This window comes from Streptomyces sp. NPDC001002 (assembly GCF_053599215.1).
The window spans coordinates 1-25,015 of sequence record NZ_JBSFLV010000133.1 but is presented as its reverse complement, the minus strand read 5'-3'; the positions used below and the strand labels follow the sequence as shown (position 1 = coordinate 25,015).

At 65.9% G+C, this 25,015-nt stretch carries 24 protein-coding genes, 1 tRNA gene and 1 other RNA gene; 18 read left to right on the top strand and 8 right to left on the bottom strand.

Annotated elements, in window-relative coordinates:
- Positions 1 to 150: 150 nt before the first annotated feature.
- Positions 151 to 540, bottom strand: a complete 390-nt coding sequence (locus ACWDR3_RS38130) for a hypothetical protein (protein ID WP_450357164.1) — start codon at positions 538 to 540, stop codon at positions 151 to 153.
- A gap of 331 nt (positions 541 to 871) precedes the next feature.
- On the opposite strand from ACWDR3_RS38130, the gene ACWDR3_RS38125 reads away from it, so the two are divergent.
- Together ACWDR3_RS38125 and ACWDR3_RS38120 are read left to right on the top strand one after the other, a co-directional pair.
- A complete protein-coding gene (locus ACWDR3_RS38125) occupies positions 872 to 1,873 on the top strand; it encodes an acyl-CoA desaturase (protein ID WP_450357163.1) in 1,002 nt (333 codons plus the stop codon).
- A gap of 114 nt (positions 1,874 to 1,987) precedes the next feature.
- A complete protein-coding gene (locus ACWDR3_RS38120; protein ID WP_450357162.1) occupies positions 1,988 to 2,386 on the top strand; it encodes a DUF5994 family protein in 399 nt (132 codons plus the stop codon).
- A 364-nt stretch (positions 2,387 to 2,750) separates the two neighbouring features.
- Here the strand turns inward: ACWDR3_RS38120 and ACWDR3_RS38115 are convergent, their stop codons facing one another.
- Positions 2,751 to 3,380, bottom strand: a complete 630-nt coding sequence (locus ACWDR3_RS38115) for a DUF5994 family protein (protein ID WP_450357161.1) — start codon at positions 3,378 to 3,380, stop codon at positions 2,751 to 2,753.
- Positions 3,381 to 3,552: 172 nt separating this feature from the next.
- Complete coding sequence (locus ACWDR3_RS38110; RefSeq protein ID WP_450357160.1) at positions 3,553 to 5,922, bottom strand: hypothetical protein; 2,370 nt, start codon at positions 5,920 to 5,922, stop codon at positions 3,553 to 3,555.
- 585 nt (positions 5,923 to 6,507) lie between these two features.
- On the opposite strand from ACWDR3_RS38110, the gene ACWDR3_RS38105 reads away from it, so the two are divergent.
- Complete coding sequence (locus ACWDR3_RS38105) at positions 6,508 to 7,770, top strand: TerD family protein (RefSeq protein WP_450357159.1); 1,263 nt, start codon at positions 6,508 to 6,510, stop codon at positions 7,768 to 7,770.
- A 260-nt stretch (positions 7,771 to 8,030) separates the two neighbouring features.
- Complete coding sequence (locus ACWDR3_RS38100) at positions 8,031 to 10,301, top strand: hypothetical protein (RefSeq protein WP_450357158.1); 2,271 nt, start codon at positions 8,031 to 8,033, stop codon at positions 10,299 to 10,301.
- A 219-nt stretch (positions 10,302 to 10,520) separates the two neighbouring features.
- On the opposite strand, the gene ACWDR3_RS38095 is transcribed toward ACWDR3_RS38100, so the two are convergent.
- A complete protein-coding gene (locus ACWDR3_RS38095) occupies positions 10,521 to 10,997 on the bottom strand; it encodes a hypothetical protein (protein ID WP_450357157.1) in 477 nt (158 codons plus the stop codon).
- 377 nt (positions 10,998 to 11,374) lie between these two features.
- On the opposite strand from ACWDR3_RS38095, the gene ACWDR3_RS38090 reads away from it, so the two are divergent.
- Both ACWDR3_RS38090 and ACWDR3_RS38085 read left to right on the top strand, forming a co-directional pair.
- The gene (locus ACWDR3_RS38090) at positions 11,375 to 12,211 is read left to right on the top strand and encodes a hypothetical protein (protein WP_450357156.1); all 837 of its coding nucleotides are present in this window, start codon (positions 11,375 to 11,377) and stop codon (positions 12,209 to 12,211) included.
- An 849-nt stretch (positions 12,212 to 13,060) separates the two neighbouring features.
- Entirely contained in the window at positions 13,061 to 13,615 is a 555-nt protein-coding gene (locus ACWDR3_RS38085) for a hypothetical protein (protein ID WP_450357155.1), read from the top strand.
- Between the two features lie 73 nt (positions 13,616 to 13,688).
- Here ACWDR3_RS38085 and ACWDR3_RS38080 read toward each other — a convergent pair whose 3' ends face one another.
- From ACWDR3_RS38080 to ACWDR3_RS38070, 3 genes are read right to left on the bottom strand one after another with little or no spacing between them, the layout of a single operon-like run.
- Positions 13,689 to 14,072: a hypothetical protein gene (locus ACWDR3_RS38080; RefSeq protein WP_450357168.1), complete on the bottom strand. Its 384-nt coding sequence runs from the start codon at positions 14,070 to 14,072 to the stop codon at positions 13,689 to 13,691.
- The gene (locus ACWDR3_RS38075; RefSeq protein WP_450357154.1) at positions 14,072 to 14,506 is read right to left on the bottom strand and encodes an ATP-binding protein; all 435 of its coding nucleotides are present in this window, start codon (positions 14,504 to 14,506) and stop codon (positions 14,072 to 14,074) included. The genes ACWDR3_RS38080 and ACWDR3_RS38075 overlap by 1 nt, the downstream gene beginning before the upstream one ends.
- A gap of 46 nt (positions 14,507 to 14,552) precedes the next feature.
- A complete protein-coding gene (locus ACWDR3_RS38070) occupies positions 14,553 to 14,969 on the bottom strand; it encodes an NUDIX hydrolase (protein ID WP_450357167.1) in 417 nt (138 codons plus the stop codon).
- Positions 14,970 to 15,076: 107 nt separating this feature from the next.
- Here ACWDR3_RS38070 and ACWDR3_RS38065 point away from each other — a divergent pair, with 107 nt between their 5' ends.
- The 10 genes from ACWDR3_RS38065 (at position 15,077) to ACWDR3_RS38020 (ending at position 22,123) form a co-directional block, all read left to right on the top strand.
- Entirely contained in the window at positions 15,077 to 15,865 is a 789-nt protein-coding gene (locus tag ACWDR3_RS38065) for a GntR family transcriptional regulator (protein WP_401719915.1), read from the top strand.
- A gap of 168 nt (positions 15,866 to 16,033) precedes the next feature.
- Positions 16,034 to 16,390: an SCO3933 family regulatory protein gene (locus ACWDR3_RS38060; RefSeq protein ID WP_123999118.1), complete on the top strand. Its 357-nt coding sequence runs from the start codon at positions 16,034 to 16,036 to the stop codon at positions 16,388 to 16,390.
- On the top strand, positions 16,390 to 17,769 hold the full coding sequence (locus tag ACWDR3_RS38055) for an FtsK/SpoIIIE domain-containing protein (protein ID WP_450357153.1): 1,380 nt from the start codon (positions 16,390 to 16,392) through the stop codon (positions 17,767 to 17,769). Before ACWDR3_RS38060 ends, ACWDR3_RS38055 begins: the two co-directional genes overlap by 1 nt.
- A gap of 84 nt (positions 17,770 to 17,853) precedes the next feature.
- Complete coding sequence (locus ACWDR3_RS38050; RefSeq protein ID WP_450357152.1) at positions 17,854 to 18,492, top strand: DUF2637 domain-containing protein; 639 nt, start codon at positions 17,854 to 17,856, stop codon at positions 18,490 to 18,492.
- Between the two features lie 12 nt (positions 18,493 to 18,504).
- Positions 18,505 to 18,696, top strand: coding sequence for a mobile element transfer protein (locus tag ACWDR3_RS38045; RefSeq protein WP_450357151.1), 192 nt, complete (start codon positions 18,505 to 18,507; stop codon positions 18,694 to 18,696).
- Between the two features lie 15 nt (positions 18,697 to 18,711).
- Positions 18,712 to 18,906 (top strand): hypothetical protein, encoded by a 195-nt coding sequence (locus ACWDR3_RS38040; RefSeq protein ID WP_123999123.1) that lies wholly within the window; start codon positions 18,712 to 18,714, stop codon positions 18,904 to 18,906.
- Positions 18,907 to 18,931: 25 nt separating this feature from the next.
- On the top strand, positions 18,932 to 19,183 hold the full coding sequence (locus tag ACWDR3_RS38035; RefSeq protein WP_450357166.1) for a SpdD protein: 252 nt from the start codon (positions 18,932 to 18,934) through the stop codon (positions 19,181 to 19,183).
- 140 nt (positions 19,184 to 19,323) lie between these two features.
- Positions 19,324 to 20,625 carry a replication initiator gene (locus ACWDR3_RS38030; RefSeq protein WP_450357165.1) on the top strand — a complete coding sequence of 434 codons (1,302 nt, stop codon included), beginning with the start codon at positions 19,324 to 19,326 and terminating at the stop codon, positions 20,623 to 20,625.
- Entirely contained in the window at positions 20,618 to 20,860 is a 243-nt protein-coding gene (locus ACWDR3_RS38025) for an excisionase family DNA-binding protein (protein WP_450357150.1), read from the top strand. Before ACWDR3_RS38030 ends, ACWDR3_RS38025 begins: the two co-directional genes overlap by 8 nt.
- A gap of 12 nt (positions 20,861 to 20,872) precedes the next feature.
- Positions 20,873 to 22,123, top strand: coding sequence for a tyrosine-type recombinase/integrase (locus ACWDR3_RS38020; protein WP_450357149.1), 1,251 nt, complete (start codon positions 20,873 to 20,875; stop codon positions 22,121 to 22,123).
- Between the two features lie 79 nt (positions 22,124 to 22,202).
- On the opposite strand, the gene ACWDR3_RS38015 is transcribed toward ACWDR3_RS38020, so the two are convergent.
- Positions 22,203 to 22,290: transfer RNA gene (locus ACWDR3_RS38015), tRNA-Ser, on the bottom strand.
- Positions 22,291 to 22,362: 72 nt separating this feature from the next.
- On the opposite strand from ACWDR3_RS38015, the gene ffs reads away from it, so the two are divergent.
- Together ffs and ACWDR3_RS38005 are read left to right on the top strand one after the other, a co-directional pair.
- An RNA gene (gene ffs / locus ACWDR3_RS38010) (signal recognition particle sRNA small type) lies at positions 22,363 to 22,461 on the top strand.
- Between the two features lie 65 nt (positions 22,462 to 22,526).
- Entirely contained in the window at positions 22,527 to 24,908 is a 2,382-nt protein-coding gene (locus tag ACWDR3_RS38005) for a DNA polymerase III subunit gamma and tau (RefSeq protein WP_450357148.1), read from the top strand.
- Positions 24,909 to 25,015: the final 107 nt, after the last annotated feature.

The following is a 25,015-nucleotide window of genomic DNA, read 5'->3' as shown; positions in this document are numbered from 1 at the left end:
GCCGCACAGGACGAGCCGGGAGCCGGCCGACGCGAGCGAGTCGGCGATACGGCGGGTGCGCTCGCGGTATTCGGGGACACGGGCGTTGACCGTGTCCACGAGGAGGGTTGGCGTTTTCGGAGAACCGGGACAAGCGCCGACGGCGACCATCTAGAGCCGCAGCAGCCGCTGGATGAGCTCCCGGTACTGCCGCAGGGCGAGGTGGAGTTCGGCGGCCCGGCTCTCGGGATCCTCGGGCTCTTCGGGACCTTCGTGACCCTGGTGACCCTCGGGATGCTGCCCCTGCCAACTCGCGCGAAGTGTCTGCCGCTGCTCGGCGAGGACGGCCATCACCTGGGCGACGGCTTCGTCGAAGGCACCCTCGGCCTCCTCCAGCGACTCGTGCGGAGCGTCCGGGAAGGTGTTGAGGGCCCGGCCGAGCCGCTGCACGATCTTCTCCCGCTCACCCGGCGGGAAGAGCGGTTCGGGGCCCGAGGTCCGGCGTCCTGATACACCGCGGGGCTGGTCGGAGGGCTGCTGGGCGCGTGTCTGGTCGTACATGGTCGAGCACCGCTTTTCTCTCGGTCGCTGTCGGTCGCTGTCGGTCGGGCCCGCGCCGCCGCGTTTCGCCGCCGCACGGCCGCCGTCGAGCAGACGCGGTTGTTACACGGGCGGGAGTACGGTGGAGGCGATCAGGGTTTTTCGTATGCCGGAACTCGGACCGGCCCGGGACCGTCGTCCCGGAGCTTGAGCGAGTCCGCCGGAGCGTTTCCTCCGCACCAGGGCCTGCGACGCCGGGATGATCCGCCGGACAGGCCCTGAGCCACCCGTCCTCACAGGGGCTGCCCGTGACCCCGGCCGCGCCATACGCATCCAGGCCGAGGAGCCACGCATGCCGCTCACTTCTCCCACCCCCACGACGGTCGCACCGGAGGATCCGGTCCCGTCGCCCCAGGTCTACGACGGGACGTCCCCGTTCCCGGCGGAGGACCCGGCGCCTCCCCGTGACGGCGCCGCGCGGATCTACGTGACGATCACCGCGGTGATCGTCGTGCTCCCGTTCGTGGCGATCGCCCTCGCCGGCTGGTTGCTGTGGGGCAGCCTCATCCACCCCGTGGACATCGCCCTCGCGGCGGCCCTCTACACAATCACGTGCCTCGGCGTCACGGTCGGCTTCCACCGAGGTCTGACCCACGGCGGCTACCGGGCCGCCCGCCCCCTGCGCATAGCGCTGGCGATCGCCGGTTCCATGAGCTTCCAGGGCGATGTCATCGGCTGGGTCGCCACCCACCGCCGCCACCACGCCTTCACGGACCGCCCCGGCGACCCGCACTCCCCGTACCGCTACGGCACGCATCTGACGGGCCAGTTGCGGGGCCTGCTGCACGCGCACGTGGGCTGGCTGTTCCGCAACGACGAGACACCGCCCGAGCGTTACGCCCCCGACCTGCTGGCCGACCCCGACATCCGGTCGGTCTCCCGCGCCTTCCCGCTCCTGTGCGTGGCCACGCTCGCGTTGCCGTTCGGGCTCGGCTGGGCGATCGGCGGCAGCTGGCTGTACGGCGTAACGGCCTTGCTGTGGGCGGGACTTGTCCGCATAGCGCTGCTCCATCACGTCACGTGGAGCGTCAACTCCCTCTGCCACATGATCGGCGAGCGCCCGTTCCGCACCAGGCGCCACGACCGGGCCACCAACCTGTGGCCGCTCGCCCTGCTCTCCTTCGGCGAGAGCTGGCACAACCTCCACCACGCCGACCCCACCAGCGCCCGGCACGGCGTCGACCGGGGCCAGATCGACCTCTCGGCCGAGGTCATCCGCCTCTTCGAGCGCCTCGGCTGGGTGCACGACGTGCGCTGGCCGAGCCAGGACCGCGTGGAAGCGCGCCGCACCTGACGCCGACGACCCGTCTCCGCACGGCAGTTGCACTACGCACGGCAGTTGCACTCCGTGCGGCAGTTGATCCCTGTACGGCAGTTGATCCCTGTACGGCAGTTGACAGGAGCCTTCATGACCACCGCACTGCAGCCCCCGCTTCCCTCCCATCCTGTCCTGCGCCTGAGACTCGCCGCGCCCAGCGGCAATCCCCGCCCCATCGACGGAGCGTGGTGGCCCCGCTCGTACGACCTGCTCAGCGAACTCCCCAAGCTGCTGGCCGGGTTGCCGCGCAAGTGGGGCCACATCACGAGCGTCACGGTCAACGGCTCGACGTGGTCCGAGGTCCCCGACGCCATGTTGGTGGCCAACCGCTCCGTACAACTCCACCGAAGCCTTGGCGCGTCCGCGGCCCACACCATCGTCCTGCTGACCCCCGGCCGAGGCCGCTGGGACCTGCTGGTGATCCCTCCGGACACGACCGCGGAGGAGGCGGAACGGCTGATGGAGGCGGCTGCTGCGGATCACGTGTGAGGGGATGGGGTGGTGGGGTGGTTCGGTGAGACGGCGGGCCTCGGCGAGGTGGTAGGCCTCGGCAAGAGGGCTGGGCAGGGCGAGAGGGCTGGGCTGGGCGAGTGGGTGGGCCTGGGTGAGAGGGGCGGGCCGGGCGAGAAGGTGGGGCGGGGCGAGAGGGTACGGCTGGCCGAGAAGGTAGGGCTGGGCTGGGTGTGGCGGGGTCATAGGTGACCGGACCCGCCTCGGGCTGCTGCTGTTGCTGCCGCCCGGCCGCGGCGGGCGACGCGTCCGCCGTGACGCGCGTCGAACCGGCAGAACAGCCGCGTCCCGGCAACGACCGTGATCAGCAGGGCACTTACGGCCAGGGCGGTGACCACGGCGGTCACATCCCCGGGGCGGGGGGCTGAATGCGCCCGTACGGGGAGGCGGGGCCGGAGACGGGGGTATGGCCGGGGACAGGAAGGGCGACGGCAACGGCCACGGCGACGGCATCTTGACCCGCGACGCACCAGTCGTCGGGCCCTGCCCCCGGGCTTTCGCTGCTGCTGACCCCCTCGGCCGCCATGAGCGCGCCGGCGGACAGCGCCGCCGGACCGGTGTCCGTACTCGCGGCGGCCATCAGACGGAGGGCCACGGGCGCGTCGGTCTCCGGCGGAACCACCAGCAGGTCCCAGCGACCGGAGGTACCGGACAACAGCAGGATCTGGTCCGGGTCGAGCTGCTCCGCGGCGAACCAACCCACCTTCACCACATGCCCGTTGACGAAGATCCGCGGCGGCAGAATGGGCCAGCTGCGGGGGTTGACCGCGATCCGGGTGACCCGCCCCCACAGCGGGTCCAACACATCGGCCAGCGCGGAGAGTTCACCCACCAGGTCGCGGGTACGGGGCCACCACGCACCGTCCAACCCGGCGGACCCACCGGAACGGCTCTCGGACTTCAGCGCGAGGCGTGCGATCGGGGCCCTGAACGGGACGGCCCGCAGCGGGGAGTGAGAGCTGGACGCGGACATCGCGCAAACCTGTCTCCGGACCCCTGCGGCGGCACAGTGACCCGGTGTCGTGGCTCACCGGGAACGACACCGGCATCGGGGCCGGTGCGCGAAGTACTCCCGATGACCTCACGCTACTCCCCGAAGAGCCGGGACGGACCGCTTCGTTCCCTCCGCCGGCGCTCATCACTGCTCATCCGTGTTCGCTCTCACCCGTGAAACCGGCTGTCATCCCCACGGCCCCGATCAGGGAGACCAGCGCGAGCAGTAGGGCGATCGAGTTCTGCGCGGCCGTATGCCCGCTGAGCCGCACCAGGAAGACGTCGGAGTCAGGCTCCTGTCCGTCGGCATCGTGCTCGTGCGTTGCCACAGACGTGTATAAATCAGACATTCGCCCCCTGAGGTGAGTGATGCGGGTGAAGGAGGAGTCGGAGAAGGTCGGCCATGGAGGGGCGGTGGCCCCGCGCCGCAGACGTTGCCTGCAGACATGGGTGTCGTTGTTCTCCAGCGTCCACAGGAAGGGAGGACAGAAGGTGAGCATGAAGCCGGCGAGGAGGGTGCCCACGGCCGCCCACCGCTCGGTCGCCGATGCCGGAACATGCGTGAGGACGGTCTGCGGGAGCCAGCCGAGCGTGAGCCAGAGGACAGCCAGCAGGAAGGCGTCCTGCATCACGTTGTTGGCCGGGGGATAGTCCGTCCAGTAGGCCCGTCCGCCGGCCACGTACACCGCCGAGGTGGTGGCTACGACGAGGACGAAGACCAGGACGGCGCAGCACAGCCACGCGGACAGCGACTGCCCCAGGTGGGCACCACGACCGTCCGGCCGGATCAGGCCGGTCAAGGACCAATAGACGGTCACTCCCACGGCGAGGGTGACGACGGCTACGGCGGATCTGGAGGCGGGCGTCGACTTGCCGACGTGCAGCCAGAGTCCATTGCCCAGAACGCCCTCCGTCGCGAACAAGGCGATCATGACGGCCTGCACCGCCGCCAGTCCGTTGAACACGCCCTCCTGTGCGACGCCGGTACCCACGACGATGAATACGAGCGTGCCGCCGACGGCACACACCCGAGCCGGTGTGTCCGTCCTCGGCGGAGCTTCTCTTCGCTGCCAGTCCTGATGCGGTCTGGAGGCGGTGGACAGTGCCTTGGCGATCAGGGCCGCCATCAGGACGGCGATTCCCAGAGCGCTGAACACCAGGGTCCACCGGAGCCCCGCGCCGCCCGGGCGCCATCCCAGCGACGGAGCCAGGGAGATCGAGAGCACGAGCATGCCGGAGAACGCGGCGAGGCTGTAACTGGCGAGCCTGATCCACACTCTCCGCGCGGCCTGTGACTGGGCCGGGCTCGCCTGCTGCCCCTCGGATCGGCCGGTCGGATCGCCCTCGAGCTGCATGAGCTTGGTGAAGTCGGACTTGAAGTACTGGAAGAAGACGCCGCCCAGCACCGCCCCGACGACCGTGAGAATGAATCCGCCGGTGATGTATTCGTCCCCCGCCCGCTCGCTGATCCAGGCGGCGAACATGGACGACAGGAGCAGGCACGTGGAGATGCCGGCGGCCATTCCGTATTCCCCGGACACCGGTGACTGGTGGGGCATGTGAGTGACGTTCGCCCGGAGCCAGCGCAGGGCGACGGCGCCGGCCGTCGCGGGGAACGCGGCCGCGACCGCCATCCAGAGCTTGTCCGAGTGCGCGGTGGAGACGTACACCGTCGTCGTACCGAAGAGGCCGCACACCCCCAGAGCCTCCACAGCGGAGACGTGACTGCCGGACTCCGTCGTCGCGGTCAGCCCCAGTCCCGAGAGGACGGCACTCACCAGCGCGGCATAGGTGAGGGCGCTCATGTGCGGATGGGCGAGGGCGAAGACCACGGTGAAGACGGTGAGGATCAGCGCGACGACGAGGGTGTTGACGTACGCGGGACCCGATCCACCCCGCAGGAGGAACACCGCGACGACGACGGCCGCGGCGACGGCGATGACCGCCAGCGAGACCGTGCTCCCGGCAGTCGCCTCGCCTCTCGAGCCGTCCAGGACTCCCAGGTATCCGTATCCGGCCATGCAGGCCAGCGCCACGCACGCCCACGACGAGGTCAGCGTCCTTCTGACGGCGGCGGTTCCCGCGCGGCGCAGGTGCACTACGAGGTCGGCGCCCAGGCCCGCGAAGGCGGCACTGGCGAGGACGAGGAAGGCCGCGTGGTACTTCCCCGCGGCATTGAAGTAATGAGGCCTGGGATTCGTCCAGTTGAGCCCCGGATGGTCGTCCAGGAACCAGGTCAGAACCACCGCGAACCCGAGAGCGGCGCCCGCAAGAGCCACAAGGGCGACGGTCCCGCGTCGCCTCACCGGCGTCGCCTCGGTGGCTCGCAGCCGCAGGGTCAGCACCCGCAGGCACAACGCCAACAGCGGGAGGAGCAGCCCGTCCCCCCAGGTGGCACTCCGAAAGACAAAGAGCCCGGGAAGCCCTGACGGCTGATCCCCGAAACCCCAGAAGACCAGCAACGCGGCATACCCGGAGCAGAAGATCACCAGAGGCCAGAGCACGACCCGCCACTTGCTCATCGAGATCCCCCGAAGTCGGACGAAGCCAGACGATCACCCACGAAGACGCGAAGCCAAGTTCTACCGCTCTTCCCGACAGGCCGTACGACTTACCACGAACTACGTCGCCGCCATGGAGCCGGCCCGGGCCGAGCCACTGTGACGCCCAGGGAACACCCGCCATGGACAAAAACCAGGACAACGGGCCTGAGGGCAACGTCGAAGGGCCCCACCTCGCGGTGGGGCCCTTCGACATCGTGCCCGGTGAGGCACTGGCGGAGGATACGAGATTCGAACTCGTGAGGGGTTGCCCCCAACACGCTTTCCAACTGTGTTGGTGGGGCGGGGGGTTGTGTGCAGGGGCGTTCACCTGGGTTCATGGGCGGCTGACTGCCGACGCGGGGACGGCTTCGGGTCTCGCCTGAACGGCCGTGAACGGGGGTGAATGAGACGGAAACTGAGACGAGCGGCAGAACCATCGGTACACGCGTTGCCACCTCAGGAACCTGATCGCCTTGGAGGTGCTTCACCACAGGAAATCACTGTTTGTCCTACACGGGTCGGCCAGGGACACCACGATGTACGCACCACCGTGAGAGGGCACTCATGACTACCACTCTTCCCAAAGGCGGCAACGCGGTCTTGTCCGCAGCGGTCTGTCGCGTCACCCTCGCCTCGCCCACTACGGGCATTGACGTCTCTGCTGTTCTGCTAGGGCAGGACGGCAAGGTGAGAAGTGACGACGATCTGGTCTTCTACAACCACTCGTCGCAGGACGGGATCGCAGTGAAGGGGCAGACAATCGTCGCGGATCTGGCCGCGACTCCCATGACTGTCGATCGCATTGAGATCGTCGCCAGCATCGACCCCGAACTGCAGGCCCGCTACTTCGACGCGAGCAACACCCCCCATGCGGTCATCGAGTGCGGCAACACACGAATCTCGTTTGCTCCTCCCCCGCTCATGCACCGCGAGACGGTGGCCATCCTCATCGAGCTCTACAGACGCGCAGGCAGTTGGAAGGCACGAGCGGTAGGCCAGGGATGGGACACGGGTCTGGCGGGTCTGGCCTCGGACTTCGGCATCGTTGTGGATGACCCAGGGCCGTCCACGGCACAGAACTCATCCGCGGCGACGGCGGCGCAGACCCGGCACACACGTGCTGCGCCGCGCCCCACCCACATACCGCACATCTCGTCGGTGGTTGCATCAGTTCCGCCGACTACACCGGTTCGCTCTCTCGTCCCGCTGGGGAAAGTCGCCCTCACCAAAGCCGGCCAGGCGACCATTGACATGCGCAAGGACGACCCGAGCCTCGTCGTGACAGCCGCACTTGAGTGGAACGGCGGTAGCGTAGCCCGAAGACAAGCTGGCGCTGACCTCGACCTGTACGCCCTTTATGTCCCTGGAAGTCTTGTCACTCCACCTGGCAAGCGCCCGAACAAGTCAGATCAGGTCGTCTATTACCGCCAGCTCGGATCGCCCTCCGTTCAGCCCTACATCGCCCTGGACGGCGACTCCCGGGTGCCGGGCCGCGAGACGGTCACCATCCGTCGCCCCGACCTTCAGGGCTACGTCCTTCTGTGTGCCTACAGCGCGGTGGAGAACGGGACGGGATCGTTCAAGTCCTACGGCGCCCAGGCAGTCATCACTGACGGACGGGGCTCAACCGTAACGGTGCCACTATTCAACAACCGCAACTTGTCGTACTGGGTCGCCATTGCCTTGATTGATTTCACCGTTCCGGGAGGTGCCCAGATCCGGCATGTAGAGAAGTACAGTGGCAGCCATGTCGAGGCCCGCCCTACGCTGTATTCGAACGGGAACTTCAGAATGAGTACCGGAAAGGTCGAATTCAAAACAAGATAGTGGCAGCAAGATCAGAGGAGGTTTAAGGGGCCGGCGTCCTTCAGGCGCCCGCACTCGGAAAGCTGCGGGGTGTCAAGTGTTGATCTCAGTTGACTGTCTGCGACACGCCAGAGACCGGTACCAAGGGCTGGTGCTCTCAGGCCACACTCGCCGCCTACTAACGGGTTACCTAGAAAAGAGTAGTGTGGATACGCCAAGACTGGTCAAAGTTGTCGAACTCTGCGGTAATATGCCCCCACAATAAGCAAGGGAGCGATCTCGTGAAAAAGCGCATCCATGGCGACTTGATTCGCATTGCGTTGGATAAGGTCGAAGGATTCCCTTTCGAACGCTTCGCAATCGCTTTCTATTCGGCGCTGCTGGGGACACGTTTCGTCCCCCTTGGAGGTGTCAAGGATGGGGGAGCTGATGCGCGAGATGGAAATCTTTACGAAGACTCGGAACGGCCGGAGACTTATTATCAAGCAAGCGTGGAGGCCGATACCGGTGGAAAAGTTCGTCGGACGATCTCTCGGCTTCGTGAATTCGGTCGCGATCCAAAGGTTTTATTCTATCTGACGCCGCAGACCGTTAAGTATTCGGACAGAGTCGAGAGGGATCTTTCCGAGGAGCTTGACGTAACGGTCATTATTCGTGATGGCAGTTACATCATCGCTCACCTAAACGATGATCCGGCAGGTATTTCTGCGTTTGAGGAACACCTTCAACATTACACCGACTTCCTGAAGAATGTTGGCTCTTCTAGGCTGATCACATCTTCGAAGCATGTCAAGGATCCGGCCGTATTTGTGTTCCTTTCGCAAGAGTTGGAGCGGCGCTCAGGTAATGAGAAACTCGTCAACTCGGTAGTAGATGCTTTGGTGCTCTGGGCTCTGGAAGGGACCGATCCTGGCGCTGGAATCCTTTACGGTTCGAACAAAGTGCTCGAAAAGATCAGTCGCGATCTACCTAGCGTTAATTCTCTGGTGAAGCCTCGCTTGCGGCAACGACTGGAGGCCATGTCGAGGAAAGAGTATGGCGGTGGTCGAGCCGTAAATTGGCATCGCAAGGAGGATGCCTTCTGCCTCCCTTATGAGACTCGCCAGCGAATCGAAGAAGAAAATATGGCTGATGAGACTCTTCGTCTTGAGGTACTTGCGAGCTTTGATGACCGACTCCGCGCGGAGAAGATTTCCGGTTTGGGTGATGTTCGAACTGCGCAGGCTGCGAGAGTGGCATTGCGTGCACTGCAGCTTGCATTCGAGCGAAATGGGCTTGAGTTCTCATCTTTCCTTCGCGCAACCGATATAGGAGAATATTCGACAATCACCGATTGTCTCGCTGCCGCATTGCTGGAATACGGATTGGCGGGAAAAGCAGCCTCATTGGTGGGTGACGGAGCGTTCATTGTTCTTCGGGGGGTGCTCTACGATTCCAGAGACGTAGAAAGGACTTACCTGCAAAGGCTCTCTAGGACTTATGCGCTTCTATTTACCCTAAACACGGAGCCTAGGCTCATTGACTTCTTCCAGGAGATGACTGGGGAGTTCCGACTCTACGTCGGTTCTGATCAAATTGTTCGAGCCTTGAGTGAACACTATCTAAATGAACCGGATCGCATGAGTAGGAATACTCTCCTCATGGCGGGTCGGCTTGGGGCAAAACTTATTCTCGCCGAGCCGGTTCTAGAGGAAGTCGTGAGCCATCTGCGAGCTTGCGATTTCGAATATCGGAATCACGTTGCTGAGATCGATCAGTACATGAACTACGAGATTGCCCGAAACGCGCCCCACATAGTCTTGCGAACCTACCTCTACGCCAGAATCAATCCAGAACTGGGTTTGCGTAGGCCCAAGAGCTGGCCCGCATTCGTGAATCAGTTCTGTACCTATGGAGATCTACACAAACCAGCAGCGCTCGATGACATCCGTAAATATTTGCAGATGAAGTTCTCTCTTGGATTCGAGTCGACCGAAGACCTCGAATCTCTGGTGGAACTCCCTCAAGTCGAATCGCTTGCTGAGCAGATGGCTCAGGTGAAGCGGGGAGACCTTCGCCTTGCTCGGAATGATGCCCTCCTCGCTTTGGCCGTTTACGGGCACAGGAGAAATCGCCACGAGACTTCTAGCTTCTCAGAATTTGGTTACGCCACGTGGTGGCTGACCTCAGAAACAGCGATCCTGAAATACACGCGAGAAATCGTTGCAGAGAATCGCGCCCGATACGTTATGCGTCCTGACTTCCTGCTAAATTTCCTGACGCTATCCCCTAGCGCCGCATCCGCCCGCGAAACATTCAAGGCTGTCTTTCCAAGTCTTCTGGGCATCAGGCTGGCTCGGCGTATGCATTCAGATACCTACCACGAGATCATGGACTCGGTCGTGGCGGCAGAGGATTTTGATGAAGCCCGACGGGCAGTAGAGATCTCTAAGATCGTAGATAAACTGAAGAGTGACTTCACTCGACAATATACGACGCTAGGTCCGGTGAACAAAACAGACGGACTCGATGTCATCGCCGAGCAGGCAGCGATTGAACGAGGGCAAGTGTAAATAGACGAAAAGCTTTCGGTGATACCTGGAAGATAGGTGGAGTCTCGATGACTGAAGTCACCCCCGTCGGGTGTGTTACTCGATGCGAACTACAGGCGGGAGGGTCGCTGAGGTCTCTCGACCTGGTCACCGGGGTGATAGCGGCTCGGAACGGTCATCTGCGGTCGCCATGGTTGCTGTACTTCCGTGCTGTACATAGGCCATCGCGGGAGCCTTGCATCAGGACCCGAGCCCATGGCCCAACGATTCGCGCATGACGACACGGAGTCGGCGGAATGCGTCGTCGTACGGGATATGGATGGCCTTCCAGTCTGGGGAGTCATCACCCACGACGACGTTGGTCGTGGCTATGGCTACTCGCATAGCCCTCAGCCGGTCGTAGGCCTCGTGAGCAGCGCTGTACACGTTTGGTGGTGCCACCAGGAACAGCTCGTATCGTGCTGCCATCACATGGCGTGAGCGAAAAGCTTCGACCACTTTGGCGTTCGCGATGGGTGTCGAATGACTCAGCGCGATCGCCTGTAGCGCAGCCTCGGTCTCGGTGAGCGCAGTGAGGTACCGGACGCATGCCGTTCGTTGCAGTTCGACTTGGTGGTGTCCTCGCTCTCGCCTGGCGCGAACAGCTTCAACGACCAGTGTCGAGCCCACACCGAGCACGCCGCCGCTCAACGTGCTGATCAAGGTGAACCATTCCACTCGGTCAACGTACGAGCGGAGCGGAGTGGCTGACAGGCGCATTCCCGGCGCATTGATGGCCTGGACGGCTCTGGCAAGATCGGCGGAGCCTCAATGACCGGAGCCGAGCCTCCGACGATCTTGAAACCCCTCGTGGCAGCGACGCCACCGTGGGTTCAAATCCCACGCTCACTGTTTGATGAGCAGTGAGAACGGCCCCTGACCTGGCTATTTGGTCGGGGGTCGATCTTGTTTCGCGTACTCCGCGTCTGCTCGGTGTTCCCCGTGGTTCCCCGCTCGATCGGGCCCGCAAAGGGGACGGTGGACTCAAGCCCCAAGCTGATGTCAGTGCCAACGGTTACCGTGATTTCGCTGAATGAGCTGGGGTGGAGGGCCCGTTGACAAACGATCACGCACGCACGCCTGCCAGGAACAGCCGCCCACTGAGCTACGAAGAGATGCTGCGCGACCAGACCCTCTCCGATGATCAGAGAGACGGCCTGGTAGCTGAGACGCTCGTCGCCTACATCTCGGTACTTCTTGTGCGGCGTGGGGACGCGACTACGGCACGGTTGATGTTGCTGGTTGAGCGCTGGAAGCTGGAGTGGGATGACGAGAACCGTGAAAAGGATCTCGTGCTGGAGGTAGATCCTGCGAACAAGCCCCACTTCACGGACGATCTCGTGGCCATGCTGAAGAACCTCTGTTGTGAGGTGTCAGGCAGGTTCGGTCTGGGTGTGAACTGGATTGTGGTGAGGGAAACCCTTCCAGTCGTGGGCCCTGGGTGGCGCGAGTTGGTACAGCGTGAGATTTCTGGCGAGCGCCCCACGAACCAGGCTCGTAGGTTGCAGCCGGGTCCTCGCCGGTGGTTGGAGGATGATCTGGCCTTCACGAACGAAGGCGAGTTGCGGGTCTACCGGGCCTTGAAGAACCGGCAACAGAAAGTCCTGCCAGCCGAGGAGACCATCTCGATCTTTCCGCTGCCCAACGGTCGGATAGCTCAGCGCACCTTGGAACCAGATTTCCTGGTCACCTACAAGGGACGAGCAGGCATTCTTGAGATCGACGGGCCCCACCACAACGCTCGGCGGGCACTGGATACCACTCGTGATCATCTGATGCACGACTCGGGCGTCGCGTATGTCGATCGTGTACCTGTTGAGGCGTTGGACCATCCTGCCGAGATCGAGCAGGTGATCGACCGCTTTCTGCGGCGGCTTGGAGACTCCCGCTGAAGCCGAGGCCTGCCTGACATGTACCCTCACCCCATACCTTCTCCAGCTTCCATCCCGTCTGCCGTCGACCCACACACCGTGGAGCGGGCGTGGTTCATGGCGTCCAGGTGGAGCGCGCCACTGTACGAACGACCTGGACGCCATGGGCCGCGTCTGCTCGGCTCTGCCTGGGTCGATGGCAGATGGGATGGGAGCACCCCCTACGTACGCCACAAATGGCCGGCACCCGCGAACGGCGCCAACGCCATCTCGGAGCCTGAGCGCCCCCGCCGGAGGCTGGTTCTAACGGTGGCCCCTCTGCGCGGTGATCAGATCATGGTCAGCGGCTCTATACATGTGCGCGGCACGGGCGCCGGCCGGGCTGGAGCGGGGCGGAGACAGGAGCGCAGGCCCGGCCGGGGGCCGGGCCGCGCGCGGGGAGCGGAGCGAGCCGCCTTGAATAAGTAGAGAAAGTTGTAACTCAGTCGGTCGCGTGTGCTGTGTCCGGTCTCGGTTGACGCTGTGGCCTCACTTGATGCTTGGTACCGCTTGCCTCAACTTGGCTTTGCATGTCTTGATCGAATGTCCAGGGAGGCCGAGGCCGTGCGGGTGGATTTGCCGTTCAGTGCATCAATTTTGTGAGTTACTTGTCGCCAAGGGTTCCAATCAGGGCTGATGTGGCTTGAGTGAGATGAGAGAAGAAATATTAGTGATGCAACCTTTAGTGTCAGTTAGGTACTACTGAGACGGAATGCGCTAATTCATTTTAGTTCGAATGGAAACTTGCGATAATTGGGGGGATTGCTGAAGTTTGATCGACGTAGTAGTTTCCGCCTTCTGGTGACAGAACTGAGGGGAGGGGAGAGGAGGATGTCAGCCGCCACGACCTGGCTACCGATCAGCATTAGCGCTACGTCGCTTGCCGTCTCATTGGCCGTTGCGGTGGCAGCGGAAATGGTGAGAAGAAAGGAGCGGGATAGGATACTTAAGATTGAGCATAAACAACATCTCGCTGAGTTGCGGCTAATAGTCCAGAAATTAATCGTCAAATGGCGAAACAGTCAGTTAAATACACCCTATGCGGTAACCGATGACAACTGGCGTGCAGTTTTGGATAGAGTTAAGGAGTGGCGTACCACGCTCTATCAGGATCAGGCCGACCTGCTGGCTTACACGGATACCAGTCAAGGGAAGACGCGACCTTTCTATTTGCTGAACCGTACAGTCAAAGCGGCTATGGCGTTTGAGCGGGTTGTTGAGCCTATAGTTGACAGGTGGGAGCCTCGTCCTGAAGGTGTCGATCCGTATGAGGATAGGCGTAAGGTTCAGGACGCCATTAGCGCTCTGCAGTCTGAATTTTACGAAGCGCTTGACGCCCTTGATGATCTCCGGGGTGAGGAACTGATTCTCCCTACGCGACAGTAGGCGAACTGAGGTTTGTCGCGGCGCCTAGTTCCTTGTCTTCGTAATTCGAGAACCCTCTAAGGATGACCTGGCTTTACAGGGGACGGCTGCCGTAGGACGTGAAGTCGTTTATGCAGGCTGGTAGTTCGTGGCCTTGGCGGTGTGTGAATGGTAGGAAAATCACTGGTCGGATCGTCCACGTGATGCATGATTTGCCCTGGGTGACCGAGACGGTGCAGGGCTCGGACCGCAAGAGTGCTTTCCTCGTCGCGATGCGGCCGTCATACAGCCATGCCCATGCCTCCTCGGATGCGTCCGGATCGAGTGCCGGTGAGATCGTGCGCAGTGCGACCGCAACCCACCTGTCCGCCTGGGGTGCGGAGTACGCGTCGAAGGAGGCATGAAGTGCCGGCGCCGCCCCCGTAGTGAGATCCTGAGTCCAGCACTCGCACCAGTAGCCGCGTTGCGGCTTGTCCATCAACACGGGTGCCCTCCGCTTCCGGAACGCGGGGATGCGAAGAGTTCCGCGGTGACCGTGTGGCCGCCGTCGCTGTCGTGGACCACGACCCGGTGTGCGATCGCGCTGACCATGCCCAGCCCCCGGCCGTGCTCGGCGTCCTGGTCCAGGTGCTCGACCTTCGGAGCCGTACCTACACCCCCGCCGTCCGTGACCGACAACGCGACGACCTGCCCCGACACCGCCACGGCCAGATGGAAGCTGCCGGCCTCCCGCCCACTCGCCGTATGCAGGATCGCGTTCGCGCTCAGCTCGCTCACGATCAGTTCGGCGTCCTCGGCCAGCGGCGACCCACGCAGGATGTCGCGCGTCCAGCGTCGGGCCCGGCTCACCTCCTCCGGGAATCCTGGGCAAGTGAGTCCCCAGACCCGGGCTGTACTCATATACTCGTGCATACAAGTTCCTTCATGCTGGTAGGCAGCCATGTGCAGCGGGTTCGGGCTAGACGAGTTTCACGCCGTCGTGGGCGCGAATGGCTGGCGGGGACGCCCCGTCGCGAGAGTCGAGTGCGTCCAGGACGCGGATCGCGTATGCCTCGTCGGCGAGTTCGGAGACCTCTTCGCGGGTGGCCCAGCGCAGCGCGCGGGTCTCATCCCCGGTTGTCGGGACGCCGTCGGCGGCTTCGCAGCGGAAGACCAGCGAGACGATCAGGCCCGTCATGTTCTTGTAGACGCCAGTCAGGGTCGCCGGGAGTGCGATCTTGATGCCGGTTTCTTCGAGGACTTCGCGTTGGAGGGCCTCGGGGATGGTTTCCTCGCGTTCGAGGACGCCGCCCGGGGGCTCCCACTTGCCGTTGTCACGGCGTTTGATCAGGAGGGCGCGGCTCTGGTCGTCGACGATGACTCCGGCGACGCTCACGGAGTGCGGACGGTCAGTGCTCACGTTCCTCTGCCCTCTCGGATGGCTAGGCTCTCCACCGTAGCAACAACACTCGCCCACACGTCTAGATACCTAAAGGAGTACGCGTGAGTCCCCTTCCCTCCGGCCTTCTCGGCGATCTCGACCCCACGAGCGATCGTGCGGTCTTCCGGCAGATCGCCGACCAGTTGCGCGAGGCCATCGACCGTGGGCGATTCCACGAGGGCGACAAGCTGCCCTCCGAAGCCGACCTTGTCGACCACTACGGTGTATCCCGTATGACGGTCCGAAACTCCTTCTCCATCCTCCAGGGGGAAGGGCTCGTGCACGCCGAGCACGGCAAGGGCGTCTTCGTACGGCCCCGGCCTCCCGTGCGACGCCTCGCCTCCGACCGCTTCGCGCGTCGCCACCGCGAGCAGGGCAAGTCCGCCTTCATCGTCGAGGCCGACGCCGCCGGCAGTCACCCCCAGGTCGACAGTCTGGAGGTCAAGGAGGAGAAGGCCAGTCAGGACATCTCCGCGCGGCTCGGTTCCGTGCGTCGCGTGCTCGCCCGCCGGCGTCGGTATCTGCTGGACGGGAAGCCGGTGGAGTTCGCCGCCTCCTACCTCCCCCTCGACATCGCCCGCGGCACCCAGATCGCCGAACCCAACCCCGGCCCCGGCGGCATCTACGCCCGCCTCGAAGAACTCGGCCACCGCCTCGACCACTTCGAGGAAGAGATCCGTGCCCGGATGCCCTCGCCCACCGAGGTCAAGACGCTCCGGCTGGCCTCCGGCGTACCCGTGATCCACCTGATCCGCACCGCCTTCGACACCGAGGGGCGGGCCGTCGAGGTCTGCGACACAGTCATGGCGGCGGACGCGTACGTCCTCTCCTACCAGCTTCCGGCGACCTGATCGGCGTGGGCTGCGGTGGTGCGCGGGGACGTTTCCCGAACTCGTACACCCCAACAGGCGTACTCGTATAGACGAGTGGGCAAGTTGTGTGGCAAGGTGGTCCGCACGAACCCGAAGGCCGGGTTCGCGTGTCACATCATGTATAGACGAGTAGATGGGTGACTTACCTTGCGTACCATCCGTGTTGAGACCTCGACCGCGACGATCCTGCTCACCGAGGCTCCCGAGCCCAAGGTCCGCGACCGTCAGACGGGCGAGATCGCCAAGGACGCCGTCAGCGGTGAAGCGCTGATGACGATCGGCGTCGTCCACATCGAGGACGGAGAGTCCTCGCTCATCAAGGTCACCGTTCCGGAGAGCGGTGTGTCCGAAGGGCTGGCGCTCGGAGCGCCTGTCTCGCTCCCGGGGCTGGTCGCCCGTCCCTGGGAGAGCGTGTTCAACGGGCAGCAGCGCCACGGCATCGCCTTCCGCGCCGCCGCCGTCACTCCGGCCGCTTTCCCGGCTGCCGTTGGGGCCTCGGCCTGATGTCCGACCTGACGACGCTCCTGGAGGTGGGTGGTCCTCTCGCCGCGCTCGGTGGTGGGGCCGCCTACACCCGGGCCAAGCATCCGGCCGCGTACTGGTCCACCGTCGGCCTGCCGATATCCACGGTCCGGCTGCTCGGCTCGTACGGCTCGGTCATGGAGGCGTGCGGCCTGACCGTGGCGCCGTCCCGGCTGCGGGTCTTCGCCGTCAAGGCCACCACCCGTCGTGAGGTCTGGCCCGTACCGCCCCGCCGGGGCATCATCCGACCCACCTCGACCGGGCTCCGGCTTCGGCTGCGGCTCGCTCCGGGCCAGGAACCCGCCGACGTCGCCGCCTCGGCCGAACGGCTGCGGCACGCCTGGGGAGTTCACGCCGTTTACGTCTCGACGGTCAAGCCCGGTGTCGTCGAACTGCGGCTCGTCGGCTTCGACGTTCTGCGGCGTGTACGGATGCCGCGCAAGGTCGACAGCGGGTATCTGCGCATCCCGGTCGCACTGCGTGAGGACGCCATGCCCTTCCTGCGCGACTACCGCACTGTTCCGCACCAACTCACCCTCGGCGCAACGCTGTCCGGCAAGTCCATGTACCTGCGCCACCTCATCACCAGACTCGCCCGGCAGCCCGTCGCGCTGGTCGGCATCGACTGCAAGCGGGGTGTCGAGCTGGCGCCATTCGCCTCCCGGCTCTCGGCACTCGCCACCGACGCAGAGCAGGCAGCCGAGTTGTTGCCCGCGCTCGTGAAGGAAATGGAGGACCGCTACGACCTGATCAAGTCCCGGCAGGGCATCGCCCCGAACACCCCCGACGAGGAGATCACCTCCGACATCTGGGGACTACCCGAGAGTGAACGCCCTGTGCCTGTAGTGCTGTTCGTGGACGAGGTGGCCGAACTCTTCCTTGTCGCCACGCGCAAGGACGAGGAGCGGCGCGACGAGATGGTCACCCACCTCATCCGACTCGCCCAGCTCGGCCGCGCCGCCGGCATCTACCTCGAAGTCTGCGGGCAGCGCTTCGGCGCCGAACTCGGCAAGGGCGCCACCATGCTCCGCGCCCAACTCACCGGCCGCGTCTGCCACCGCGTCAACGACGAAGCCTCCGCCAAGATGGCCCTGGGCGACATCGCCCCCGAAGCGGTCGTGGCGGCCTGCGCCATCGCACCCGAACGGCCCGGCCTTGCCGTCGCTGGCGACACCTCCGGCGGCTGGTCCCGCGTCCGCACGCCGTACCTCTCCCTCGGCGACGCCGCCGAGATCTGCCGAGACTCCGCGCACCTGGTCCCGGAGCTCGCCGCGCTGAAGCGATTCCGGCCCGACGTGCCCGTACGACCGGTCGAGACCCCGACGGCCGCGCAAGTCCAGCGACGCCCGGTCACCGACTGACTTTCGCCTTCCCAACCCCGGTCGGCGTGACCGCCTCACGCCAAGTCCCTACCCCTCCCATGCCCGATCCCGGAAGGAGCCGTCATGCGCGCCCAACTGGCCCGCGTCGACGCGGTGCTCATCCAAGCGCTCATCGCCGCCGCGCTCTCCTTCGCCTATCTCCACGACATCGCTTCGGCGGCTGATCAGGGCGGTTGGAAGGCCTGGGCCTATCCCGTCAGTGTCGACCTGCTGCTCGTCGCCGCCTGGCGTCGACTGCGTTCCGGCGACGCGCAAGCGGCTGGGTGGTGCTGGTTCCTCATCGCGCTCACTGCCTCCCTCGGTGCGAACGTCGCTACCGCCGGGCTCCTCGACATGGACCATGTGCCGGCCTGGCTGCGCATCCTCGTCGCGGGTTGGCCCGCGGTGGCGTTCCTCGGCGGAACGCTCCTCGCTCACTCCACGCCGAACCCAACAGGCAACGACGTCGAGGTCGTTGACGCCCAGGAGGACGAGCCCGGACCTACCTCCGAAACACCCGCCCCGGCGGCACCCGCCCAACCTGCCATCGAGGCACGGCCCGAGCGTCCCGCAATCCCGGTCCCGTCCGCCCTGATCGAGCACGCCCGCAAGGTAGCCGCCGAGCACCACACCCGGACCGGCACACCGATCGACACCCCAACCCTCCGCGCCCGCCTCGGCGTTGCAGCCCCCATGGCCGAAGCCATCGCCGCCCAGCTCTGAAAGGAGAAGAACGTGACCGCCAACCGCCGCTTCCGCAACGTCACCCGCATAGGCCCCGTCCAGGTCGGCACCTCCTACGACAACCGGGGCCAGGAGAAGCACACCGCCGCCTGCACCGCCCCACGCTGCGGCTTCTCCACCGACTACGACAGCCGTGCCGCCTCCGAGTTGGCCGCCCGCACCCACCGCTGCCCCGTCCGCTGAGAGGACCCCGTACCCGTGACCGTCAGCCTCCCCCTCGTGTTCGTCCTCGGGTTCTTCGCCTGGGGAGCGGTGAAGTTCCTCGGCGTCCGTACCTGGGTCGTCGTCCTGATCGCCCTGTTCGGCTTCTGGCTCTCCCACACCTTCTTGGCCCCCTCCATCGAGTCCGGTACGCGTTCCGGCGTGGACGTCATAAACGGCTCACATGACTAGACGAGTAGATGAGAAAGGGTTCGCCGTGTTCCTGCCCAAGTACCCCGACAACCCGACCCCGCCGCCCGTGCACACCCACACCCACACCCCGACCGAACCGGCGCCCATACCGCGCTCACTCCCGTCGCTCCCGATCGACAAGAACACGGTCGCGGTCGTGCTCGTCGGCGGAGTCGTCCTCATCGCGCTCCTGGCGGCCGTCGCCGTAACGGCCATCTCGGTCGCCGTCGCCGCCGTCGTCCTGCGCTCGATGCTCCGCGACCACCACCGCCGCTGAACGGCATCTGACCCCCGGGGCGGCGGTACACGCCCAAGCATTTCGCCGCCCCGGGGCCCATTCCTACTGACCGAGCCAGCCAGAAGGAGCAAGCCATCTTCACCCGCCCCAACCCGGCCCCACTCCCCGAACTCGCGAACCTGGCCGCGCAAGGAACACTGCCCGGTATCCTCCGCCAGCTCTCCACCCTCGGCGGCTGCACGACCCCGATCCGCCTCGACGGCCACCGCACCGAATACGACGTCAACACCACGACCGGCGAGATCGGCGGCATCCTCCACCACCTCAACTCGTCGTCCCTCCCCGCCGGCCAACTCCTCGTCCGCTGCAACAACCGCCGCACCACCCGTTGTCCCGCCTGCGCCGAGGTCTACCGCCGGGACACCTTCCACCTGATCACCTCGGGCCTACGCGGCGGAAAGGGCATCGCGGAACACGTCGCCACACACCCCCGCGTCTTCGCCACCTTCACCGCACCGAGCTTCGGCCCCGTCCACAACCGCCCATCCAACGGCCGCACTTGCCGCTGCGGCACCCACCACGACCAAGACGACGAAGCACTCGGCACACCCCTCAACCCCGACACCTACGACTACGAAACCGCCGTGCTCTGGAACGCCCACGCCGGCCACCTCTGGCGCCGCTTCTCGATCTACCTGCGCCGCGAAGTCGCCAAGCGCGCAGGCCTGTCACAGCGACGGTTTCGCGAACACGCCCGCCTGTCCTTCGCCAAGGTCGCCGAATACCAAAAGCGCGGAGCCGTCCACTTCCACGCGGTCATCCGCCTCGACGGCCCGCAAGGCGGCGACACCCCGCCGCCCGCCTGGGCCACCGCCGGACTACTCACCGATGCCATCCGCACCGCAACAGCCAAGGCCCAAGTCGACGGCCCGACCATCGACACCCGTAGGCACCCCTTCACCTTCGGCCGCCAACTCGACATCCGCACCATCCGATCCGCCGACTTCAACGACGGCCAGGAGCTGACCGAGCGAGCGGTCGCCGCGTACATCGCCAAGTACGCCACCAAGGGCACCGAAACCGCGACCGGCGGCACCCTCGACCGCCCGCTCAAGTTCGCCGCCGAACTCGCCCGACTCGACATCAGCGACCACGCCCGCCGCCTCATCCGCACCGCATGGACCCTCGGCGCCCGCAAGGACCTCGCACACCTCCGCCTCCGCGCCTGGGCTCACATGCTCGGCTTCCGCGGCCACTTCTCCACCAAATCCCGCCGCTACTCCACCACCCTCGGCGCCCTCCGCAACGCCCGCACCGAATGGCGCCGAGCCCAAGCCGCCCCACCGCAAGCCCAGCCCTACACCACGTACGTCCTCGCCCACTGGGTCTTCGCCGGCACCGGCCTCTCCGCCACCGAAACCTGGCTCGCCGAGACCCTCGAACCCGCCCCCGGTACGGAAGGAGAGCCCACCCGTGGCTGAGCCGCGCGCCATCACCGCTGTCCTGGAGCCCGCCGACCCTTCCTTGGTTCTGCTGACCGTCGAAGAGACGGCAAGGCGACTTCGCATCGGCCGTACGACGTGCTTCAAGCTCGTGCTCGCGGGCGAGATCGAATCCGTCATGGTCGGCAGACTCCGCCGAGTTCCTGCCGAAGCACTGCGCGCATACGTCACCCAACTCCGCCGCCGCCGTGGTCGTACGGCCGAAGCAGCTTGAGGAGGGCGGGACATGGCAGAGACCAAACGCACTCGTCAGCCCAACGGCGCCTCGTCCATCTACTTCGGCAAGGACGGAAAATGGCATGGTCGGGTGACCGTTGGCGTCAAAGACGACGGCAAGCCCGACCGCCGTCATATCGAGCGCAAGACCAAAGCCGAAGAAACCAAGGCCGTCCGCGAGATGGAACGGGCCCGCGACGACAAGAAGCTCCGGAAACCGGGCAAGGGATGGACCGTTCAGAGCTGGCTTGAGCACTGGGTCGAGAACATCGCCAAGCCGTACGTCTCCGAGAACACGTATGACGGGTACGAGGTCGACGTACGCGTTCACCTCGTTCCTGGACTGGGCGCTCACAAGCTCGACCGCCTGGAGCCCGAGCACCTCGAACGCTTCTACCGAAAGATGCAGGAGTCCGGGAGCTCCGCCGGCACTGCCCACCACGCCCACCGGACGATCCGAGTCGCCCTCGGTGAAGCGGTCCGGCGCGGGCACGTCGTCACCAACGCGGCTGAGATCGCCAAAGCTCCCCGTCTCGAAGAGGAGGACATCGAGCCGTTCACGATCGAGGAGGTACAGAGCCTCCTCGTCGAGGCGGCCAAGCTCCGCAACAGCGCTCGCTGGGTCGTCGCCCTGGCGCTCGGTCTCCGCCAGGGTGAGGCGCTCGGTCTGCACTGGGAGGACGTCGACCTGGACACGGGATACGTCCGCATCCGTAAGAACCGGCTACGCCCGAAGTACGCGCACGGCTGCGGTGCCGATCCGTGCGGTCGGAAGGCGGGCTACTGCCCCAAGAAGGTGCAGACCCGGCGCGAACACAAGTCCACCAAGTCCCGGGCCGGACGGCGCACCATCGGCCTGCCCGATCCGCTGATCAAGATTCTTCGGCAGCATCAGGAAGCCCAGGAGCGGGAGCGGATGGCGGCCGGCGTCGACTGGGAGGGCAAGGGGTACGTCTTCGCCTCGCCGGTCGGTGGGCCGCTGAGCCCCAACACCGATTTCCACGTCTGGAAGCGGCTCCTGAGGGACGCGGGGGTACGAGACGGCCGTCTCTATGACGCTCGCCACACCGCCGCGACCGTCCTCCTGATCCTCGGCGTCCCGGACGTCGTGATCGACTCGATCATGGGTTGGGAGCCCGGGGGAGCGGCCAGGATGCGCGCTCGGTACATGCACGTGACGGGCACCATGCTCCGCAAAGTCGCGCAGCAAGTCGGCGACGCTCTTTGGGAGCCGGCCGGAGCGGACACCAAAACCAACTGAGACGGAAAGTGAGACGGACAACGACGAAGGGCCCCACCGCGAACGGTGGGGCCCTTCGACATCGTGCCCGGTGAGGCACTGGCGGAGGATACGAGATTCGAACTCGTGAGGGGTTGCCCCCAACACGCTTTCCAAGCGTGCGCCCTAGGCCTCTAGGCGAATCCTCCGCCGGGAACATTACATGACCGAGAGGAGTGCTCGCGAACTCGTTCCCGGCCGCTGACGTCGGGTACTGTGTGCGGAGCCCCTCACGCGGCGCTATCTGACTGAACTCCCCCAGGGCCGGAAGGCAGCAAGGGTAGGTTGGCTCTGGCGGGTGCGTGGGGGGCGCTCACGTTCCCGGTGGTTGCGGTGAGCCCGCCGTCGGCCCACGTTGTCAGTGGGCGCCTATAACCTCGTACGCGTGTCGTCTCTCGCGCTGTACCGCCGTTATCGCCCGGAGTCGTTCGCCGAGGTCATCGGGCAGGAGCATGTAACCGACCCGCTGCAGCAGGCGCTGCGGAACAACCGGGTCAATCACGCGTACCTGTTCAGCGGGCCGCGCGGCTGCGGCAAGACGACCAGCGCGCGCATCCTGGCGCGGTGTCTGAACTGTGAGCAGGGGCCCACGCCGACTCCGTGCGGTGAATGCCAGTCGTGCCAGGACCTCGCGCGCAACGGCCCCGGTTCCATCGACGTCATCGAGATCGACGCCGCGTCCCACGGTGGTGTGGACGACGCCCGTGAGCTGCGCGAGAAGGCCTTCTTCGGACCCGCCGGCAGTCGGTACAAGATCTACATCATCGACGAGGCCCACATGGTCACGTCGGCCGGATTCAACGCGCTCCTGAAGGTCGTCGAGGAGCCGCCGGAGCACCTCAAGTTCATCTTCGCCACCACCGAGCCCGAGAAGGTCATCGGGACCATCCGGTCGCGTACCCATCACTATCCCTTCCGCCTCGTGCCGCCCGGGACCCTGCGCGACTACCTCGGCGAGGTGTGCGGCAAGGAAGACATTCCCGTCGAGGACGGCGTGCTGCCGCTCGTCGTGCGCGCCGGGCAGGGGTCCGTGCGTGACTCCATGTCCGTCATGGACCAGTTGCTCGCGGGGGCCAAGGAGGAGGGCGTGACGTATGCCATGGCCACCTCCCTCCTCGGGTACACCGACGGCTCGCTCCTCGACTCCGTCGTCGAGTCCTTCGCGACCGGCGACGGCGCCGCCGCCTTCGAGGTCGTCGACCACGTCATCGAAGGCGGCAACGACCCGCGCCGCTTCGTCGCCGATCTCCTGGAGCGCCTCCGCGACCTGGTGATCCTCGCCGCCGTGCCGGACGCCGCCGAGAAGGGGCTCATCGACGCCCCCGCCGACGTCATCGAACGCATGCAGGCCCAGGCAGGCACCTTCGGCGCCGCCGAACTCAGCCGCGCCGCCGACCTCGTCAACGCGGGGCTGACCGAGATGCGCGGCGCCAACTCACCCCGCCTCCAGCTGGAGCTGATCTGCGCGCGCGTGATGCTTCCCGCCGCCTACGGCGACGAGAGTTCCGTCATGGCCCGACTGGACCGGCTGGAGAGGGGCGTCAATTTCTCTGCGGGTGGCGGCGCCATGCCCGCGATGGGGTACGTGCCGGGTCCCGACGCGCACGCCGGTGCGCCCATGGCCGGGGGAGCACCTGTACCCGGGGGCGCGCCCATTCCGCCGGGCGGCGGCGCCGCGGCTGCCCGTGCGGCGGTACGGGGGCCGGGTGCGCAGGGCGGACCAGGAGGCGGCCCGGTAGGAGGCGGCCCGATGGGTACCGGCACGGCACCTGGCGCGCCTGCGCCGGCACCCGCGTCGACCGCCCCAGCACCCGCACCTACGCCCACTCCCGAGCCCACCGCCCCGGCGCCCCCGTTCGCCGACCAGCAGCCGCAGTCACACCCCCAATCGCAGCCCCAGTCGCAGCCCCAACCCCAGTCACCACCTCCCTCGCCGTCCCCCTCTCCCGCCCCCGGTGCCTGGCCCACCACCGCCACCGCGGGCGGAGGCCGACGCCCCGGCGGCTGGCCCACGCCGACCCAGGCGGGCGCCGGACAACCCCCGACCGCGCAGAACGCACCGGCAGCGGCGCAGGCACAGCCGCCCGCACCGACCTCCGCCCCCACCCCCCACCACCAGCCCGCAGCCCCCGCCGCTGCCTCCTACGCCCCCCCGACCGGCGGCCTCGACCCCCGCATGCTCTGGCCGAACATCCTGGAAGCGGTCAAGAACCGTCGCCGTTTCACCTGGATCCTGCTCAGCCAGAACGCCCAGGTGGCCGGCTTCGACGGCACGACCCTCCAGCTGGGTTTCGTCAACGCCGGCGCGCGGGACAACTTCGTGAGCAGCGGCAGCGAGGACGTGCTGAAGCAGGCGCTGTCGGAGCAGTTCAGCGTGCAGTGGAAGGTCGAGGCGATCGTCGACCCGTCCGGCGGCTCGGCCCCCTTGCCGCCCACCGCTCCGCCCGGCCCGTCCGGTTACAACGGCGCCGGCGGCACAGGCGGCGGTGGCTACGGAGCCGCTACGACTCCCGCCGCACAGCGTCCCTCGCCCCCGCAGCCGTCGTCCGCCCCGGCACCCACCGCGCCTTCGCCGTCCACGACCCAGTCGGCTCCGGCTTCGCCGCCCAGACAGCCCGCCCCGGAACCAGCCCCGCCCCCCGTCTCCCCGGAGGACGACACCCCGGAGGACGACGACCCCGACCTCGTCGACTCAGCCCTCTCCGGTCACGAACTGATCGTGCGGGAGCTGGGCGCGACGGTGGTGGAGGAGTTCACGAACGAGTAGCGGTCCGGTCCCTCTCCTGGACGCCGGTCCGCACAATCCAGCCCGTCCGGCGTTTGAGGACGAGGCCGTCCAGGCCGAAGCGGGGGTCTGGGGGCGGCAGCCCCCAG